We start from the raw sequence: 15,510 nt of genomic DNA, 5'->3' as shown, positions 1-15,510 counted from the left end.
GCGGAGAAGGGGGCATTCTTAGTGCATGACGCCTATCAATTCGTTGACACGTTTGCGGTGAGAATGAAACTCGGGCTGACTCTTCGTTCCTAAATGGGTGCGGGGTCGCTCTAAGTCGATCTGGATTTCCTCGACGATGTGACTCGGCCGCGTGGAAAGCACCAGTACCCGATCTGCCAAAAAGATCGCTTCGTCGATGTCGTGCGTCACCAAGACGACTGTCCACTTGAATTCCTTCCAGAGGTCCAGCACGAGTGACTCAAGTTGTCCGCGAGTTTGGGCATCAACAGAAGCGAACGGCTCGTCCATGAGGAGGAACTTCGGCCGTGAAGCGATTGCGCGAGCAATAGCAACTCGTTGTTGCATCCCTCCGGACAACTGCCACGAGTAGCTGTCGGCAAACTCGACGAGTCCTACGTGGCGCAGGGCATCTGCAACGCGCTCCTCCCGTTCCTTTCGTGGCATCCCCGAGAGACCAAAGCCCACGTTCGCCGCTACCGAAAGCCAGGGGAATAGGCTGCGTGTATATTCCTGAAATACAACGCCCACGCCTTCTCTCGGTCGATCAACAGGGCTGCCGTCGAATCGCACCTCGCCGCCGGTGGGCGTGTCGAGTCCAGTCAGGCATCGGAGCAAAGTGGTTTTGCCGCAGCCCGACGGGCCTACGATCACCACAAACTCACCTTCATGCGCTTCGAAATTCACATCGCCGATGGCAAGGGTGTCGCCAGTGCGAGTGCGGTAGGTCTTGGTGATGTGGCGAACCTCAAGAAGTGCAGGCTTGGTTTCAAGCATCGTTCAGTCCTTTCTGGCCGGCGTACCAGCGAAGTGCACGCCGCTCTATTACGGCGAAAATTAGGGTGAAAATTCCACCGATGACTCCGAGAAGAAGTACACCGGCGTACATTTGCGGCAGAGCAAAGGATCGTTGAGCCTGGAGCACCAAGTAGCCGAGTCCGCTGGTTGAGGAGATCAACTCGCTAACGACCATCATGACCAGTGCAATTCCCAGAGCAATGCGCAACCCGGCGAAAATTTGCGGGGCCGCGGCGGGTAGGACGACGCGGATTAGTATCCTCCATTGCGGCACGCCGACTACTCGTGCTGCGTCGAGCAAGCGGCCGTCAACGGCTCGAGCGCCATCGATCGCATTGAGCAGCACTGGCCACAACGCACCGATGGCGATGAGCCCAATTCGAGTCTCGTCGGTCGCTCCAAAAGCCACAAAGGCAATGGGGAGAAGTGCCGGCAGCGGAGTGTTCCTGAGGAACTCGAGGCTGGGGCGAAACCAGGGGTCGAGGCCTTTGACGCGGCCGAGCGGAATCCCGACGAGTACACCAAGTGCTGAACCGATAGCGAAGCCGGATGCCGCTCGAGCTGCCGAGGGCAGTACATCCTCGAGCAGCTCTGGTCCGGTCACGAGAGAAAACGCGGAGCTGACCGCTGCAGAAAAGGGAACAAGAAACGGAATCGCGTTGGAGGACCCTATTATTTCCCAGGCAAGCAGGAGAACTGCGACCGCGAGAAGTCCCACTCCAATTCGCACACCAGGTCGGTCCAACGGGGAGTTACTGCGTTTGGTCATTCCGAGGCTGCTTTCGATAGTCCGTGATGCCAACGGAGGGCGCGTTTCTCAATGAGGCCGACGAGGCCGCTGATGGTCAGCCCCAATAGCGCGGCTACGAGGACTCCCGCCATGGCTTCCGAGTTGAGGCCTGCCTGCTGACTAATGCTGATGTACCTTCCCAGACCTGTCCCGGACGCCACGAGTTCGGTCACGACCGTCACTATTAGCGCAATTCCAGCCGAGAGCCGAAGCCCCGTGAACATGGAAGGTAGCGCACTCGGCAACACGACTCTCGCGATGAGCGGCCATCCATTGACGCCAGATACGCGTGCTGCATCGAGGTGGGTTCTGTCTACATTGCGCACTCCATAGCGCGTGTTGTAAAGCAGCGGCCATACGGCGGCAAGTACCACGAGCGCGACCTGCATTTCTTGACCTAAGCCAAGCAACACGACCGCAACGGGCACGAGCGCGACAGCAGGGATGGGGCGGATGAGGTCGAAGGAAATCGAGGTCGCTGCGTCCGCCCACCGCGAAAGTCCGACGATGACGCCCAAAGGAACAGCTATCAGGATGGTGACCAACAACCCGGCCGACCATGCAGAGAGCGTCTCGATGAAAGCCGCAGTAAGGTCGCCCGCCGCGAACTCGCGCACCGCGGTACTGACGACGTCCAGCGTTGGAGGCACGATCGATGCGGGGATGACGTTGAGGGTTCGTAAAAGTTCCCAAATAGTAACCGCGATCACGATCCCAGCGACGCCCTTGGCGACGAGAATTGTCGTCTCGTGTCGAGCGACGGAGATTCGGTTCACGGGTGGCCCCTCTTGTGTGACGTCATTATCACTCCGCGGGATTGCGGCATGCCCACACAGTAGCAAAATCTATACAGGTTGACCAGTGAGTCCTGAGGAAGTTTCCCTGAAATCGGCTCAATCTATGAGGTGGGGAGCTGCGAAGTGTGTTGACAATCTTCAATAGTCTGTAGAGAATGGTCGCATCCGGTGTCGATGCAATATGCGACATCTCGCGATCTTCAGACAAAGGAGTTTGATCACTTGTACTCGACACAGCACTCTCAACTTTTACGTCCACGCCCGTCTTTGCGGCATATAGCGGCCGGCGCGGCAGCTCTCCTCGCGGTCAGCGCTCTCGGTGGCTGCGCAAGCGCCGCAACCGAAGATTCCAGCACCACAGCAGCCTCAGGCGACTCTTGCGAAGCATCGCTCACGATCGGATATCTCCCCGTCGGAAGCGCAGCATCCGTAGTGCTGGGGATTGACCAAGGCTTTTTCGCTGACGAGGGGTTAGACATCACTCTGGTCGAAACGCCTGCGGCTTCCTTGCAGGCCTCAGTAGTGAGTGGCGAGTCTCAATTCGCTTTCACCAGTGCACCCGCCGTGATCGCGACATCGTCCAACGGACTGCCCGTCGTGGTGGTCGGAGCGGCGGCCGGACTACCTGCTGCAGGCACACCATCGAACATCTCGGTGGTGACCGGCAGCGACACCGGGATCGTGGACCCTGAAGATCTTGTCGGAAAGACGATCGCCGTCGACTCTCTCTACCAGTTGCCGCATATCTCGCTACTGCAGTCTCTGGAGTTTTTGGGTATCGACCCCAGCACTGTGACAGTTTCCGAAGTTGCCTACTCCGCAATGCTTGAGGCTATTGACCGGGGCCAAGTTGACGCAGCTGCTGTCAGCGATGGCTTCCTGCTCAGCGCGTTGGACAGCGGCTACACCGAAGTCTTGCCGACTAACACTGCTGCGGGAGATGGTGGGGTCGCTGCGGTCTGGATAGCGTCGCAGGAATATGCCAGTGCGAACCCCGACGTGGTGGGCTGCTTCCAACGGGCGCTCGCTGAGTCCAGTGTCTTCGCTGCTGAGAATGATGATGCCGTGCGAGCGATCCTTCCGACCTACACATCGTTGACCGCCGAAGTCGCGGCAGACATCCGGCTGCCGGACTATACGGTGACACTCGATCCCGCTGCTTTCGAAGCATACGAAGAGATCATGTTGGCGAACGATGTCATCGAAAACACTGTTGATTTGGACACGCTCTTACTCACTCAGTAAATCAATGCGGAGCGGTCGGGGCATCTAGTTCCCCGGCCGCTTTCTCATTGTGAAAGGACAACAGAGATGTCAGAAACCTCTCCAATCGCGCAGTCTGCCAAAGTGGAACTTTGGATTGTGCAGTGGACTTCTACCGTCGCATCAGAACAACTCCGCGAGTCAATCCCAGAACACCTCGGCTACATCCTTGATCTCGAACGCGCAAACAAAGTCTTTGGATCTGGCCCATTGTTTGCGCCAGAAGGCCCAGATGTTGGCGCGGGGTTGACGATCCTCCGTGTTGCATCGCGCGAGGAAGCAGAGGCCCTTGCTGCTGCCGACCCGCTAGCGGCCGCAGGGCTGCGAACGTTTGAGATTCGCAGGTGGATTCTGGTTGAAGGCTCGATGGGTATCAAGGTTCGCTTTTCTGATTCCACTTTTATCGTCGAATAGACTTTGCGCCTTAGGTCCTAGGATGCCGTCTCGGAAGGCACGTCGTATTGGGCAAAGACGTCGCGCACCGAGAGCTCCGGGTTCTCTAAGACTCGGCGGAAGCCTTCGAGCCAGGTCAGCATCTCTTGTGTTTGGTGCAGCCACAGCCAGTGCATGGCGTGACGATTGCGCCAGACGCGAGTGTCTTCGCGAACTTCGTCCCACGAATCAAGCATGTGCTTGAGGCTGAGTTGTCTGCGTCGCTGGAATGAGATTTCGGCATCAATGAGATAGCCGGCATTCGTGTCGTCAAGAACCCACAGCGTGACCAAGCGCATCATCGCATCGTCGCGGATACCGTGATCTGGCTCGTCATGGAGTAGCCAGCGTCGAAGCTCCTCTATTCCGTTTTCGTTGATGACGTAGCTCGTGCGGCCTCGCTCGTTGCGTTCGCTGATGTCGATGAGTCCAGAGGATTCCATCTTTGTCAGTTCGGAGTACACCTGTGAAGGGCTCGCGTGCCACGCGCGATCGACGTCGTCGGCGAAGCTTGTGTTCAGGTCGTAGCCGGTGCGGGGAACGCCACGTGAGAGGGCGGACAAAATTGCGTGTCTCAGGGCCAAGAGGGCCTCCTTTGATTCGAGCCATCGTCAATTTAGGTCATTAGGCAGTCGCTCGTCAAGCGCCGATGCTTGCCGGAATGCTCCTTTCTTGAACTATACCTTTGGGATCAAGTTTTGGGGTTAATGCCGCTGTAACACTTCCGAAATAGAAGTACGGTCTAATTCCAATTGTGGAGTACAAGAATTTGGCACATAACCGGTTTCTCCGGTTCGTTGGAGCACGACTGCTCTTGACGGTTCTCACTGCGTTTTTCGTAGCGGCCGTAGTGTTTTTCGCAATCCGAGCAATACCGGGTGACCCGGCGCTCACGATCCTTGGAACTGACAGCACTCCTGAGGAGCGCGCCGAGCTGCGTATCGTCATGGGCTTAGACCAATCGATACTGGTGCAGTTCTTCGGCTGGCTAGGCCGTCTCGTTACGGGCGATCTGGGGTACTCCTACAGTCAGGGCCGACCCGTCGCAGATATTGTGGGGCCAGCACTCGAAAACACTGCGATGCTCGGAGCAGCCGCAACGCTGATCGCCGTCGTCCTTGCTCTCGTCATGGGCAATCTCGCCACGTCATCCATCCGCTGGGTGCGTCGAGTGATTGACTGGGTCGAGGCATTCTTCTTGTCGGCACCGCAGTACACCGTTGCGTTACTCCTGCTGCTTGCATTCGCAGTGCTGCTTCCTCTCTTCCCTGCCGGTGGCATAAGTTCTCGCGGCGATGGCGGCTTCTTCGATGTCGCCGCACATCTCGTGCTCCCCGCCACAGCATTGGCGCTCGCCCCCGGAGCGCAAATGGCACGCTCGTTGAAGACGTCGATCGCCACCCTTCAATCGACAGAGCTCCTCCCCGCACTTCGCGCTCGAGGGCTTTCCCCCTGGCGACTCGCGGTGCATGCGCATCACAACGCACTGCCGCCCATGATCACCGTGTTGGGAATCCAAGTTGGCTCGATGCTCGGTGGCGCTCTATTCGTCGAGAACATCTTCAGCATTCCCGGCCTCGGTGCCCTCGTAGTGCAGTCCGTTAGCTTGCGCGATTACACCCTGGTGCAAGCGGTCGCTCTTCTCATTGCGGTCGTATTCGTAGTTGTGCTGCTCCTCGCCGACATTCTCAACGCACTGCTTGATCCCCGAATCCGAGTGGGTCGAGCATGACCAAATTTCCCGTCATTGGAAGGAAAGCCACCATGGCAACACCCTCGAAGACCGCAAGCCCGCGGTTCCAGCGCCGGGCGCTTCTTTCTCGGCTGCCGCTGAGGAGCCAGGTTGCTCTCGCATTGGTGGCCAGCGTGGGGCTGATAGTGGCTCTTGCGCCGGTCTTGCCAATTGCTGACCCGCTGAGCGGTTCGCTCGCCGATCGACTGCTGCCGTTCTTCAGCGACGGTCACATCCTTGGAACGGATAGCCAAGGTCGCGACATGCTCAGTCGCCTAGTGTACGGAACGCGCACCTCTCTGATTGCCGGGGTCGTGCCCATCGTGATCGCCACGACGCTCGGCCTGATTATCGGCACTATTGCGGGACTCGCGGGCAAGGTAACCAACACCATCCTGATGCGCGCCGTCGATGTCATGTTTGCGTTCCCCGGCGTGCTGCTTTCGCTTCTTCTCGCCATCACCCTTGGCGTCGGTCTGGGAACGCTCATCCTCGCTCTGACGCTTGTCTGGATCGCACCCGTCGCTCGAATCGCTGAGACCGAAGTGACACGAATCCGCGAACTCGACTTTGTAACCGTGGCGCGGGCCAGCGGTGCAGGACTTCCTTCGATCCTGGGGCGACAGATCGTTCCGGTTGCGCTCCCGGCCGTTCTGGCATTCTCGACCTCACTTGTGGGAGCCAACATCGCCATTGCGGGTGGGCTTGGGTTCATTGGGCTTGGGGTTCCCTCCCCAGAACCGGAGCTGGGATCCATCCTTCAAGAAATGCAGGCTGCCATTTATAGCGACCCCGGGCTGGCGCTCGCACCGGTTGTCGTAATCATCGCGCTCTCGATGCTCTTTCCGCTCGTCGGAGATGGCTTTCGAGATGCCATCTCCGGACGGGGGCAAGAGTCATGAGCCTAGGCACCACAACCGCAGCATCGGGAGGGCGACTCGATGTCCAAACACCGTTGACGCTCGACGCCTCGAACGTCTCCGTCTCGTTTCGTTCACCTCGCGGCGGCTGGAACACTGTCGTCGATTCGATCGGCCTCGGCCTCGAGCGTTCTCAAGTCACGGTTCTCCTCGGCGAATCCGGCAGTGGCAAGACGGTGTTCGCTCGCACTATTACAGGGATGGCTCATCCCGCGGCAAAGGTCGAGGGAACGGTCGAGTTCGATGGTGTCGAGCTTCTGAGCGCGGATCGCCGAGCTCTTCGCCGACTTCACGGCGACAGAATCGGAATGGTGCCGCAAGACCCAAACTCTTCGCTCGATCCGATGCGGAGAATCGGCGGCCAGATAACCGAGACACTGTTGCAACACGGTAAGGCTCCCAATCGTGCCGCAGCTCTTGTTCGAGCAACGGAGCTGCTCGAGCTCGTGCACATCGCTGACCCCGAACGAGTTTTGCATAACTACCCCCACGAAATCTCTGGTGGCATGCGTCAACGAGTCGCGATCGCGATCGCGATCTGCTGCGAACCGGAGTTGATCATCGCGGATGAGCCGTCGAGCGCGCTCGATGCCTCCGTCGGCGTTCAAGTGGTGCGACTCCTCGACGACTTGCGTGTGCGCATGGAGACGGCAATCTTGTTCATCACTCACGACATTGGTATCGCAGCCCTCATTGCTTCGAAGCCGCACGACCGCGTTGCCGTCATGCTCGGCGGTCGCATTGTCGAGCTGGGCTTCGCGCATCAAGTACTTCACAACGCGCAGCACGAGTACACGCGTGCACTGCTCGCGGCCGAACCTTCGGCTAACACCCCGCGGGGCGAACTCGCGGTCGTACCAGACGAGGTGCGGATGAGGCGGGACTGGGGTTCGTTGCGTGATGTCGAACCCGGCCATGCCGTGGCTTCAGCTCCTCAGGAGGTAACAGCATGAGTTCCGTTCTCGCCGCAGATGGCATCGTGAAACATTTTGGCGCGTTTACCGCACTCGACCGAGTGTCCTTCAGTCTCGAGCGTGGGCGCACGCTCGGTGTCGTAGGCGAATCAGGCAGCGGAAAGTCGACTCTTGGCAGAATTGTGATGCGGCTCATGGCTCCGGATGCCGGGGTCGTTACCCTCGGTGACGATGACCTGTTCTCGATGAGTGAGCGCCAGCTGCGTATGGCACGCCGACGAATTCAACTGGTTCCGCAGGATCCGAGGCACGCCCTCAACCCCACAATGACGGTGCAGCAGTCGCTCGCTTTTCAACTACGGGCCCAAGGGATTCCCTCCCGCGAATGGGCCGCGCGTTGCGTTGAGCTGTTGGCGCGTGTGTCCCTCACTGCCGACTACCTGCACGCTTATCCGCACGAGTTATCTGGCGGTCAGGCGCAACGGATTGCGATTGCGCGCGCGATCGCCAATAACCCAGAGGTGATCGTTGCTGACGAGGCAGTGTCCGCGCTGGACAAGTCCGTTCAGGCGCAGGTGCTCAACACTTTCGCGGAGCTGCAAAGCGATCTTGGTGTTGCGCTCTTCTTCATCAGCCATGACCTCGCGGTCATCGAGCACATCAGTGACGACGTGCTCGTACTGAACCGCGGTGAAGTCGTCGAGTCGGGGCCGACTCGCGCTGTGTTGGACGATCCGAAAGACCCGTACACCCGGGTGCTTCTGGACGCGAGGCATAGCGCGGAGGCCATCTGATCGATGAAAAGAAACGCGCACACCCCTACGACACAAGGAGAGACATGCATTTCACAAACACCCGCACGCGGCGCCTCACAGCGATCGCAGCCGCGGTTGTGTCTACAGCACTCGTCCTGACCGGCTGTGCCGGTAGCGACAGCGGAGACACAGCCGAGCAAGAACTCGTCATCGGTTCGCAGATGGCATCCTTCCCCAGCCTTGATACCGGCGCCATCACCACCGCCGGCTATGAGGGGCAGCGACTGATCGGAAACCTGATCTACGAGGGGCTCACCAAGCGAGACGTTTCCGACCCCAACGCCCCTGCTGGCGTCGCTCCGGCTTTGGCGGCGTCATGGGAGATCGCGGAGAACGACCTCGACTACACCATCCACCTTCAGGAGGACGTGACCTTCCACGATGGAACGGCGTGGGATGCTGACGCGCTGCTCTATAACCTCACTCGCTACATGGATGAGACTGACCCGAATTACGACCCGGTATTGGTGACCTACTACTCAGTGCTGAACTTCATTGAGTCGACCGAAAAGGTCGACGACATGACGGTTGTTTTCCATCTCAACGAACCTTTCGCTTTCTTCCTTGCTGACCTCTACAACGTCTACTTCGCGAGCCCAGCATCGCTAGAAGAGTTCGGCGCTGAAGGCCAGGCGAAAGACCCGGTCGGAACTGGTCCATTCGTCTTCGATTCCCTCGAAGAGAACCAGTCGATCTCGTTCGTTCGCAACGACGACTATTGGGGCGATGTCGCAAAGCTCGACCGGCTGACGGTCGAACTAATTCCTGACGCGTCAGCGCGTACGGCAGCGCTGCGCTCGGGACGAGTCGACTGGATCGAGTCTGCGCAACCCGATGACTTCGCAAGCCTTGAGGAAGCGGGATTTGTAACCGCAGGCAATGCGTTCGACTGGGAGTGGTCATGGCAGTTGATGACCCAGGAGGCTCCGTTGGACGACATCCGTGTTCGTCAAGCTATGAACTATGCGATTGACCGCGAGGCAATCGCGAGCGACTTGCTGCACGACACAGCTTCGCCTGCGTATCAGATGTTCGCTCCGGCGAGCCTCTACTACGACGAAGCTGACGACATCTACGGCTACGACCCTGAGCTAGCGAGCGAACTTCTGGCTGAAGCAGGGTACGCCGATGGTGTTGACATCACGGTGGGCTACATCACGGCTGGCTCTGGTTCGATGCAGGCTAAGTCGATGAATGAAGCACTGCAGGCGCAGCTGGCCGAGGTAGATATTCGGGTCACACTTGACCCGGTTGACTTCTCGGGAATGTACGGTCAGTTGGGTGAGGGTGACACTGGTTGGAACGCGGCAAACCAGGCGTTTAGCCTCGAACAGCCCTCGAGCTGGAACGGCTTCTGGTTCGGCTGCGACGGCAACTTCTTTAGCTACTGCAATGAAGAAGCCGATGCGCTCTACGCGCAGGCGATCGTGACGACCGACGAAGAAGAGCGTGGTGCGCTTCTGACAGAGGTCGGGCATCTCGTCACCGAGGACGCCGCGTGGCTGTTCGTTGCTAACGACACCGCACCGCGCGCAATGTCCGCCGACGTCGAGGGCTACGAGCAGCCTAAGAGCTGGTGGATCGAATTCACCAACGTATCGATGGCCGGCTAGCGGTCTAGCTCAACGAGGACCGGTCCCGCTTAACAGCGGGGCCGGTCTTTCGCGCGCCCGCGAGGCTGCACATTCTGTTCTGCGGGGCAGCGGACCTCCGTGCGCAGCGCCCCGTTTCGCAGATGGAGTTTTAGCACGCGCTGGAGTCGGATGCGGCTTGCGGCTGCGGCCGGCGATCCATGCTTCGCTGGGTTGCCTACTTCACCACTCAGTGTGTGCGCGCAGCCCCTCCCGCGTGCTGAGCGCCGTGAGTCGCAGCGACCTCAGCGCGCCGGGCATCCCGAAGTCTGGTCTCGTTCATTGGCTAGCTGGGTGCGACCACGGGCACCGCGGTCGACTCGCGAAGCTCAGGGTCCGTCGCTGGTGCCGCTCTGCGGCTGCGTGCGCGATCCATGAGTGCAAGGATCGCCGCGATGAGCAGGAAGACCGAGGTGAGAGCGATCGCGAGCGTTGGGCCCAGTGTCGGTTGGCCCGCTAGCGTGGAAACGTTCTCATAGCCGTAGTAGAGGATGAGGGCGAAGGCGATACCAAGTGCGGAGCCAAAGCGTTGAGAGAACTGAATCAATGATCCGGCGACGCTTGCTCGGTAATCGGGGACTTCTACCAGTGTCCGTGCCTGGTTTGCTGGGCCGGCAAGGGCATTGCCAAACGAGTTGGTGACCAAGATGGCGCTGACGATCCACGGCAGCGCTGTGACGGGAGCGACACCAAAGGCGATCGCGATTCCCGCGAGCGAGAGGGCTCCCATCCCCGTCCCGATCGCGATGAGGCGATAGGTGGAGCGTTGGGGGAGTCTGCCAGCAATCCACGAACCTATGATGGTCGCGATCGCAGCAGGGAGCATCCAGAGTGCCGTCTGAAGTGCCGTCTGGCCGGCTTCTTGCTGGAGGCCGATCGTGATGATGAGAGTGCCCGCCGTGGCTGCGGCGTGCATGAATCCCGCGATGATTACTCCCACCGTGAGATGGCGGAAGCCGAAGAGTAGGGGGTCCACGAGCGCTTGACGTCCTTTGCGGGCTCGGTACCGCTCATAGAGCACAAACGCGATCGCGAAGACTGCTCCGAGGAGGGTCAGCGCTAGCGTCAGCCACGATGCGGGCGAGTCGGTAGACACGGTGCTCAGGGGCCCAGCGAGCAGAATGACGGCTGGGGTCAAGAGCATGACTCCCACAGCGTCGAATCCCCGACGTTTCTCGCCTTGTGGTTCCCGGATTACAAAGATCGCAATCGGCAGCACGATGATTCCGATGACCACATTGAGCCAGAACAGCGCTCGCCAAGCCTCAGGGCCGCCAACGAGTTCCATGATGACGCCCGCGATAACGGGACCGAATAGCGCGGTAGCCGCGATCGTTGCTGCTAACGCCGCTAATGGGCGCGAGCGCTCTTCCGGCGGAAAGATTCGTTGAATAAGCCCGAGCACCTGCGGCATCAGGATGCCCGCTCCTGCTCCTTGAAACAGGCGCCCACCTATCAGCCACGCGATATCGGGAGCAAGCGCGCAAATAACGCTAGCGCCGAGGAACATGAATCCACCGACGAGGAATATCGCTTTGCGCGGAAGAACGTCACCAACTCTTCCGGCGGGCAACAACAGCACAGCATATGCGAGCGTGTAGCCCACCACCATGACTTGAATAGTGGAGCCCGAACCGCCGGTCGACTCTTGAATTGCGGGCAGCGCGACCCCGACTTTTGACACATCGAGGATAGTGAGGGCCGCTGTCGCGGCGAGGACCGCGAATGTAGCCCAACGATGCGGAGCGCGCAGCTGGGTGGCGGCGGGGTTGCCAGCGGTCACGAGAGCCTTTCGTTGGTGGCAGCATCGATGTCCGATAGGAGTGAAATCGAGTGCAGGCGGAAACACAAAGGAAACACCGATACTGTACAACAGTATTGGAGTACGTTTCCACACTAAAGATGAGTAGAGAGCGAGAGCCACTGTGAGCGACCGAACAGCTGTTGTGATGATTGACATGCAAAACATGTACCTAGAGCAAGATCGGCGCGATGCCTACGGGTGGCCTCCGATCTGGAACTTTGATGCGGTAGTTGCCGAGTGTGCAGCGTTGCTCGCTGATGCGCGATCGAAGGGCATCCCGATCATTTACACGCGCCAAGTGAGCCGTGCCGATGGAGCGGACACAACTCCCAGCATCCGCCGTCTCCAGGCGAAGCTCGCGGATGCCGAAGAGGGCCCCGGGTTCGACCCCAGCGATTGGTCTTCACAAATTCTCGATGTCGTCGCGCCGCAGCCCGGAGACATTGTTATTGAGAAGCACCGCTGGGATGCCTTCTTCCAGACTGACCTCGACACAATTTTGCGCAATCTGGATGTTCGTCGCCTTGTGGTCGCGGGCTTGCAAACTAACGTCTGTATCGAAACAACTTCGCGCACGGGCATGATGAAAAACTTCGAAATCGCCGTGCCCGAGGATGCGGTTTCGACCGACGGAGAGTCGCTGCATTACAACGCGCTTGATGCGATGAGGGTCTTGTATGTCGAGGTTGCTCCGTGGCGAGAGCTGATGGCTCCTGGTGCGCCGTGGGATCGCGCATTCACAACTCCCCACTACGGCCGTCGGGCAGAGAACTAGTCACGGAGTCTCGCTCGCTGGCAACGGGTGCTCTGTCTTGCGTGTCGGGCGCAAGGCAGGGTGCCGCACCGGTTGGCGCTCGGCGATTCAGCCCGTCCATAGACAACCCTCATAGCGTCGAAGATCCACCCTCCGATGTTTGGATGTCGTCATGCGCAACACTTCTCGTTCGCTCACCATCGCCGCTACCTTCGCAGCCTGCGTTCTTGCGCTCTCTGCGTGTGCAAGCGGTGAGGTGCCCGCCGCCGAAATCACTCCTTCGGCAACAACAGAAACGGCTGAAGCCTCCGAAGCCACCGCAGAGCTGCAAGAGTTCACCGCCGATGTCTGGGCCGATAACTGGTTTGAGATGTATGTGAATGGTGAGCTCGTTGGCGAAGACTCGGTTCCGATCACTACCGAGCGGTCCTTCAACAAGGAGACGTTCACGTTCACGGCAAGCTATCCGTTGACGATCGCGATTGAGGCGAAAGACTTCAAGGAGACGGACTCCGGTATCGAGTACATCGGTCTCGCCAATCAGCAGATGGGCGACGGTGGCCTGATTGCCCAAGTGACGGATGCCTCTGGCAGCGTTGTGGCGGCGACCGACGGTTCGTGGGAGTCGCTCGTCATTCAACGCGCACCGCTCGACACCAGCTGCGAGAACGCCGCTGACCCTGACACTGCGTGCACCTTTGAGGTGACGGATGTCGCGGACGACTGGTTCGCGACTGACTTCGATTCCAGCTCCTGGACCTCCGCGGGTGTTTTCAGCGCAGCCGAGGTCAGCCCCAAGGATGGCTACGACGAGGTCTCCTGGGATTCCTCAGCAGAACTCATTTGGGGAACGAGCCTTACGCAAGACAACACGATCCTGTTTCGCACAGTCGCGGATGCGCCCTAAGGCGGCAGCGGTTCGGCTGCAAAATGATCAAGACTCCCAACGCTTCACTAGCGGCACTACACGGATCGCGATAATCGGCGCGTTGGAAAGTAAATATCGCCGAAATTTTGACGGCGCTTTCATCGAAATGTGATGCTACGGTAGTTTTACTACAAAGGGAGTAACGATGACAGGTTCCGACATCGCTGTCGATCAGCCGGTTCTGCTGGAGATTTTTCCAACTGGTGCGATCGTCGGGGCAACAAGGCGCTACGAAAAGCACCTCGGCGACATGCAAGACGTCTACGCCGACAACGAATCGTGGGTTGCTCAAGTCGATGCCCTCGGCGCTGACCTTCTCGTTTACTCGGTGGATGAGCACAAGTATCAAGATGGGCCTGGGGCGTTGATTGTCGGAACGAGCAAGCTCCTCCCCGGACGCTATGGCGACGAGTTCTCGATAACGCGCGGACACTTGCACGCGAAGGCAAACAGGGCAGAGCTCTACTACTGTCTGTCCGGGCGGGGTGTCATGCTGCTCGACACCCTCGACGGACAAAGCAAAGCGATCGAACTCACGCCTGGCCAAGCAGTCAATGTCCCTGGCGGATGGCTGCACCGGAGCGTCAATGTCGGCGACGAACCCTTCATCACGCTGTTCAGCTATGCCGCCGACGCCGGACAAAATTACGCTGTAATCTCGCGCGCCGGCGGAATGAAACAACTGATTGTTGCGGATGAGTCGGAGCAAGGATGGCGAGCTGTGGAAAACCCGAAGCACACCGGCTACGACGAGACCGATTTGCGCTCCTGAAGCATTCCTGAGGTCACCGTGCTCCTCGCTAGTCACGACAAGCAGCTAGCGACGTGTCTCACACGACCAGCTCGACCGAGAAAGCAGGAGCGTGAACACCACTATCACTGCCGAAACCCTCACCCCGACGCCTCGGCCAACGTTCTACGCGCCTAGTTCCAGCGTGCTCAGCAACGCGCGATGCAACATGCTGTGAGCATCATGCTCGATATGCTGAGGGTTTAGCCCTCAGGCGAAGTTAGCGAGAGCGTATGGATCACAACCAATCAGCGTCACTGTTGGAACGCCTCAGCGAGGCCATGGCCGGCATGCGCAAGTCAGAGCGCAAGGTTGCCGAGCTAGTCGCTGACGATCCCAACTTTGTCATGAACGCCACGATGGCGAGTGTGGCAAGTTCCGCTGGGGTGAGCGAACCCACTGTGATGAGGTTCTGCACGAGTTTGGGGTTCGGGGGATTCCAACAATTCAAAATGTCGCTTGCGCAGACGCTGGCCCTTGGCATCCCGGCAACCCTCTCGACAATTGGTCGCGACGATACTCTCGAGCAGATTTCCACCAAAGTGTTTGATCACACGATTAGCAGCCTTGATCGCGCGCGGAGACATCTTGATCCTGTCCAGATTGCTAGGGCTGTCGATGCGATTGTGGCCGGTACGTCCCTAAAATTGCTGGGGCTGGGCGCGTCCGCGATCATCGCCCAGGATGCCGAACAGAAGTTCGCGTTGTTCGGCATGCCGACCTCGGCGCCGGTCGATCCTCATCAGCAGTTCATCGCAGCGGCGATGAGTAAGCCGGGCGATGTTGTCATCGCCATCTCCAACACGGGCCGAACGTCGTCGATCGTGCAGGTAGCCGCGCTTGCCCAAGCCAACGGGGCGTGTGTCATTGGCATCTCGGGCAACGCGAGCCCGTTGCTGGAATATTGCGAAATTCCGATCATCGTTCGCACTATCGAGGACACCGATGTCTACACACCGACGGTCAGCCGTTTGGCTGGACTCGTCGTCGTCGACATCTTGGCGACGGCCGTCACGCTTCGTCGCGGGCAGAAGCACATGGATCGCCTCACCCGCATGAAGGAAGGCCTCGCGCAGTTCAGAGGCTCTCTCAGTTAAACGAATCAAAAGGTAGTCTTACTACTT

At 59.1% G+C, this 15,510-nt stretch carries 16 protein-coding genes; 11 read left to right on the top strand and 5 right to left on the bottom strand.

The window, feature by feature from the left end:
* Window positions 1-18: 18 nt before the first annotated feature.
* Genes I6E56_RS06985 through I6E56_RS06975 form a run of 3 tightly spaced genes read right to left on the bottom strand, consistent with a single transcriptional unit; the run spans window position 19 to window position 2,382 of the window.
* On the bottom strand, window positions 19-795 hold the full coding sequence (locus I6E56_RS06985; protein WP_197136955.1) for an ABC transporter ATP-binding protein: 777 nt from the start codon (window positions 793-795) through the stop codon (window positions 19-21).
* Complete coding sequence (locus I6E56_RS06980; protein WP_197136952.1) at window positions 788-1,585, bottom strand: ABC transporter permease; 798 nt, start codon at window positions 1,583-1,585, stop codon at window positions 788-790. The genes I6E56_RS06985 and I6E56_RS06980 overlap by 8 nt, the downstream gene beginning before the upstream one ends.
* A complete protein-coding gene (locus I6E56_RS06975; protein ID WP_197136950.1) occupies window positions 1,582-2,382 on the bottom strand; it encodes an ABC transporter permease in 801 nt (266 codons plus the stop codon). Before I6E56_RS06975 ends, I6E56_RS06980 begins: the two co-directional genes overlap by 4 nt.
* A 288-nt stretch (window positions 2,383-2,670) precedes the next feature.
* Here I6E56_RS06975 and I6E56_RS06970 point away from each other — a divergent pair, with 288 nt between their 5' ends.
* Window positions 2,671-3,648, top strand: coding sequence for an ABC transporter substrate-binding protein (locus I6E56_RS06970; protein ID WP_197136948.1), 978 nt, complete (start codon window positions 2,671-2,673; stop codon window positions 3,646-3,648).
* A gap of 66 nt (window positions 3,649-3,714) precedes the next feature.
* Window positions 3,715-4,080 (top strand): YciI family protein, encoded by a 366-nt coding sequence (locus I6E56_RS06965; protein WP_197136946.1) that lies wholly within the window; start codon window positions 3,715-3,717, stop codon window positions 4,078-4,080.
* A gap of 17 nt (window positions 4,081-4,097) precedes the next feature.
* Here I6E56_RS06965 and I6E56_RS06960 read toward each other — a convergent pair whose 3' ends face one another.
* A complete protein-coding gene (locus I6E56_RS06960; RefSeq protein WP_197136944.1) occupies window positions 4,098-4,682 on the bottom strand; it encodes a PadR family transcriptional regulator in 585 nt (194 codons plus the stop codon).
* Window positions 4,683-4,852: 170 nt separating this feature from the next.
* Between I6E56_RS06960 and I6E56_RS06955 the strand changes: the two genes are divergently transcribed.
* From I6E56_RS06955 to I6E56_RS06935, 5 genes are read left to right on the top strand one after another with little or no spacing between them, the layout of a single operon-like run.
* Window positions 4,853-5,830 (top strand): ABC transporter permease, encoded by a 978-nt coding sequence (locus I6E56_RS06955; RefSeq protein ID WP_307783774.1) that lies wholly within the window; start codon window positions 4,853-4,855, stop codon window positions 5,828-5,830.
* 32 nt (window positions 5,831-5,862) lie between these two features.
* Window positions 5,863-6,732, top strand: a complete 870-nt coding sequence (locus tag I6E56_RS06950; protein WP_197136942.1) for an ABC transporter permease — start codon at window positions 5,863-5,865, stop codon at window positions 6,730-6,732.
* Window positions 6,729-7,703 carry an ABC transporter ATP-binding protein gene (locus I6E56_RS06945; protein WP_197136940.1) on the top strand — a complete coding sequence of 325 codons (975 nt, stop codon included), beginning with the start codon at window positions 6,729-6,731 and terminating at the stop codon, window positions 7,701-7,703. The genes I6E56_RS06950 and I6E56_RS06945 overlap by 4 nt, the downstream gene beginning before the upstream one ends.
* A complete protein-coding gene (locus I6E56_RS06940; RefSeq protein WP_197136938.1) occupies window positions 7,700-8,458 on the top strand; it encodes an ABC transporter ATP-binding protein in 759 nt (252 codons plus the stop codon). Before I6E56_RS06945 ends, I6E56_RS06940 begins: the two co-directional genes overlap by 4 nt.
* Before the next feature lie 44 nt (window positions 8,459-8,502).
* On the top strand, window positions 8,503-10,092 hold the full coding sequence (locus I6E56_RS06935) for an ABC transporter substrate-binding protein (protein WP_197136937.1): 1,590 nt from the start codon (window positions 8,503-8,505) through the stop codon (window positions 10,090-10,092).
* A gap of 304 nt (window positions 10,093-10,396) precedes the next feature.
* On the opposite strand, the gene I6E56_RS06930 is transcribed toward I6E56_RS06935, so the two are convergent.
* Window positions 10,397-11,893, bottom strand: coding sequence for an MFS transporter (locus I6E56_RS06930; RefSeq protein ID WP_197136935.1), 1,497 nt, complete (start codon window positions 11,891-11,893; stop codon window positions 10,397-10,399).
* Window positions 11,894-12,035: 142 nt separating this feature from the next.
* Here I6E56_RS06930 and I6E56_RS06925 point away from each other — a divergent pair, with 142 nt between their 5' ends.
* The 4 genes from I6E56_RS06925 to I6E56_RS06910 all read left to right on the top strand — a co-directional run bounded on the left by I6E56_RS06925 (window position 12,036) and on the right by I6E56_RS06910 (window position 15,483).
* A complete protein-coding gene (locus I6E56_RS06925) occupies window positions 12,036-12,689 on the top strand; it encodes a cysteine hydrolase family protein (protein WP_197136933.1) in 654 nt (217 codons plus the stop codon).
* A 151-nt stretch (window positions 12,690-12,840) separates the two neighbouring features.
* Complete coding sequence (locus I6E56_RS06920) at window positions 12,841-13,575, top strand: hypothetical protein (protein ID WP_197136931.1); 735 nt, start codon at window positions 12,841-12,843, stop codon at window positions 13,573-13,575.
* Window positions 13,576-13,741: 166 nt separating this feature from the next.
* Window positions 13,742-14,368, top strand: coding sequence for a glucose-6-phosphate isomerase family protein (locus tag I6E56_RS06915; protein ID WP_197136929.1), 627 nt, complete (start codon window positions 13,742-13,744; stop codon window positions 14,366-14,368).
* A gap of 251 nt (window positions 14,369-14,619) precedes the next feature.
* Complete coding sequence (locus I6E56_RS06910) at window positions 14,620-15,483, top strand: SIS domain-containing protein (protein ID WP_197136928.1); 864 nt, start codon at window positions 14,620-14,622, stop codon at window positions 15,481-15,483.
* Window positions 15,484-15,510 lie beyond the last annotated feature (27 nt).

This window comes from Salinibacterium sp. NK8237, assembly GCF_015864955.1.
Classification (GTDB): Bacteria; Actinomycetota; Actinomycetes; order Actinomycetales; family Microbacteriaceae; genus Rhodoglobus.
The sequence above is the reverse complement of the archived record's forward strand: the minus strand, read 5'-3'. Positions and strand labels throughout refer to the sequence as shown.

Excerpts from the sequence above, each read along its gene's own strand:
- I6E56_RS06980 (WP_197136952.1), bottom strand. The coding sequence starts at position 1,585 with ATGACCAAACGCAGTAACTCCCCGTTGGACCGACCTGGTGTGCGAATT.
- I6E56_RS06965 (WP_197136946.1), top strand. The coding sequence starts at position 3,715 with ATGTCAGAAACCTCTCCAATCGCGCAGTCTGCCAAAGTGGAACTTTGG.
- I6E56_RS06940 (WP_197136938.1), top strand. The coding sequence starts at position 7,700 with ATGAGTTCCGTTCTCGCCGCAGATGGCATCGTGAAACATTTTGGCGCG.
- I6E56_RS06915 (WP_197136929.1), top strand. The coding sequence starts at position 13,742 with ATGACAGGTTCCGACATCGCTGTCGATCAGCCGGTTCTGCTGGAGATT.
- I6E56_RS06910 (WP_197136928.1), top strand. The coding sequence starts at position 14,620 with ATGGATCACAACCAATCAGCGTCACTGTTGGAACGCCTCAGCGAGGCC.
- I6E56_RS06950 (WP_197136942.1), top strand. The coding sequence starts at position 5,863 with ATGGCAACACCCTCGAAGACCGCAAGCCCGCGGTTCCAGCGCCGGGCG.
- I6E56_RS06945 (WP_197136940.1), top strand. The coding sequence starts at position 6,729 with ATGAGCCTAGGCACCACAACCGCAGCATCGGGAGGGCGACTCGATGTC.
- I6E56_RS06935 (WP_197136937.1), top strand. The coding sequence starts at position 8,503 with ATGCATTTCACAAACACCCGCACGCGGCGCCTCACAGCGATCGCAGCC.
- I6E56_RS06985 (WP_197136955.1), bottom strand. The coding sequence starts at position 795 with ATGCTTGAAACCAAGCCTGCACTTCTTGAGGTTCGCCACATCACCAAG.
- I6E56_RS06920 (WP_197136931.1), top strand. The coding sequence starts at position 12,841 with ATGCGCAACACTTCTCGTTCGCTCACCATCGCCGCTACCTTCGCAGCC.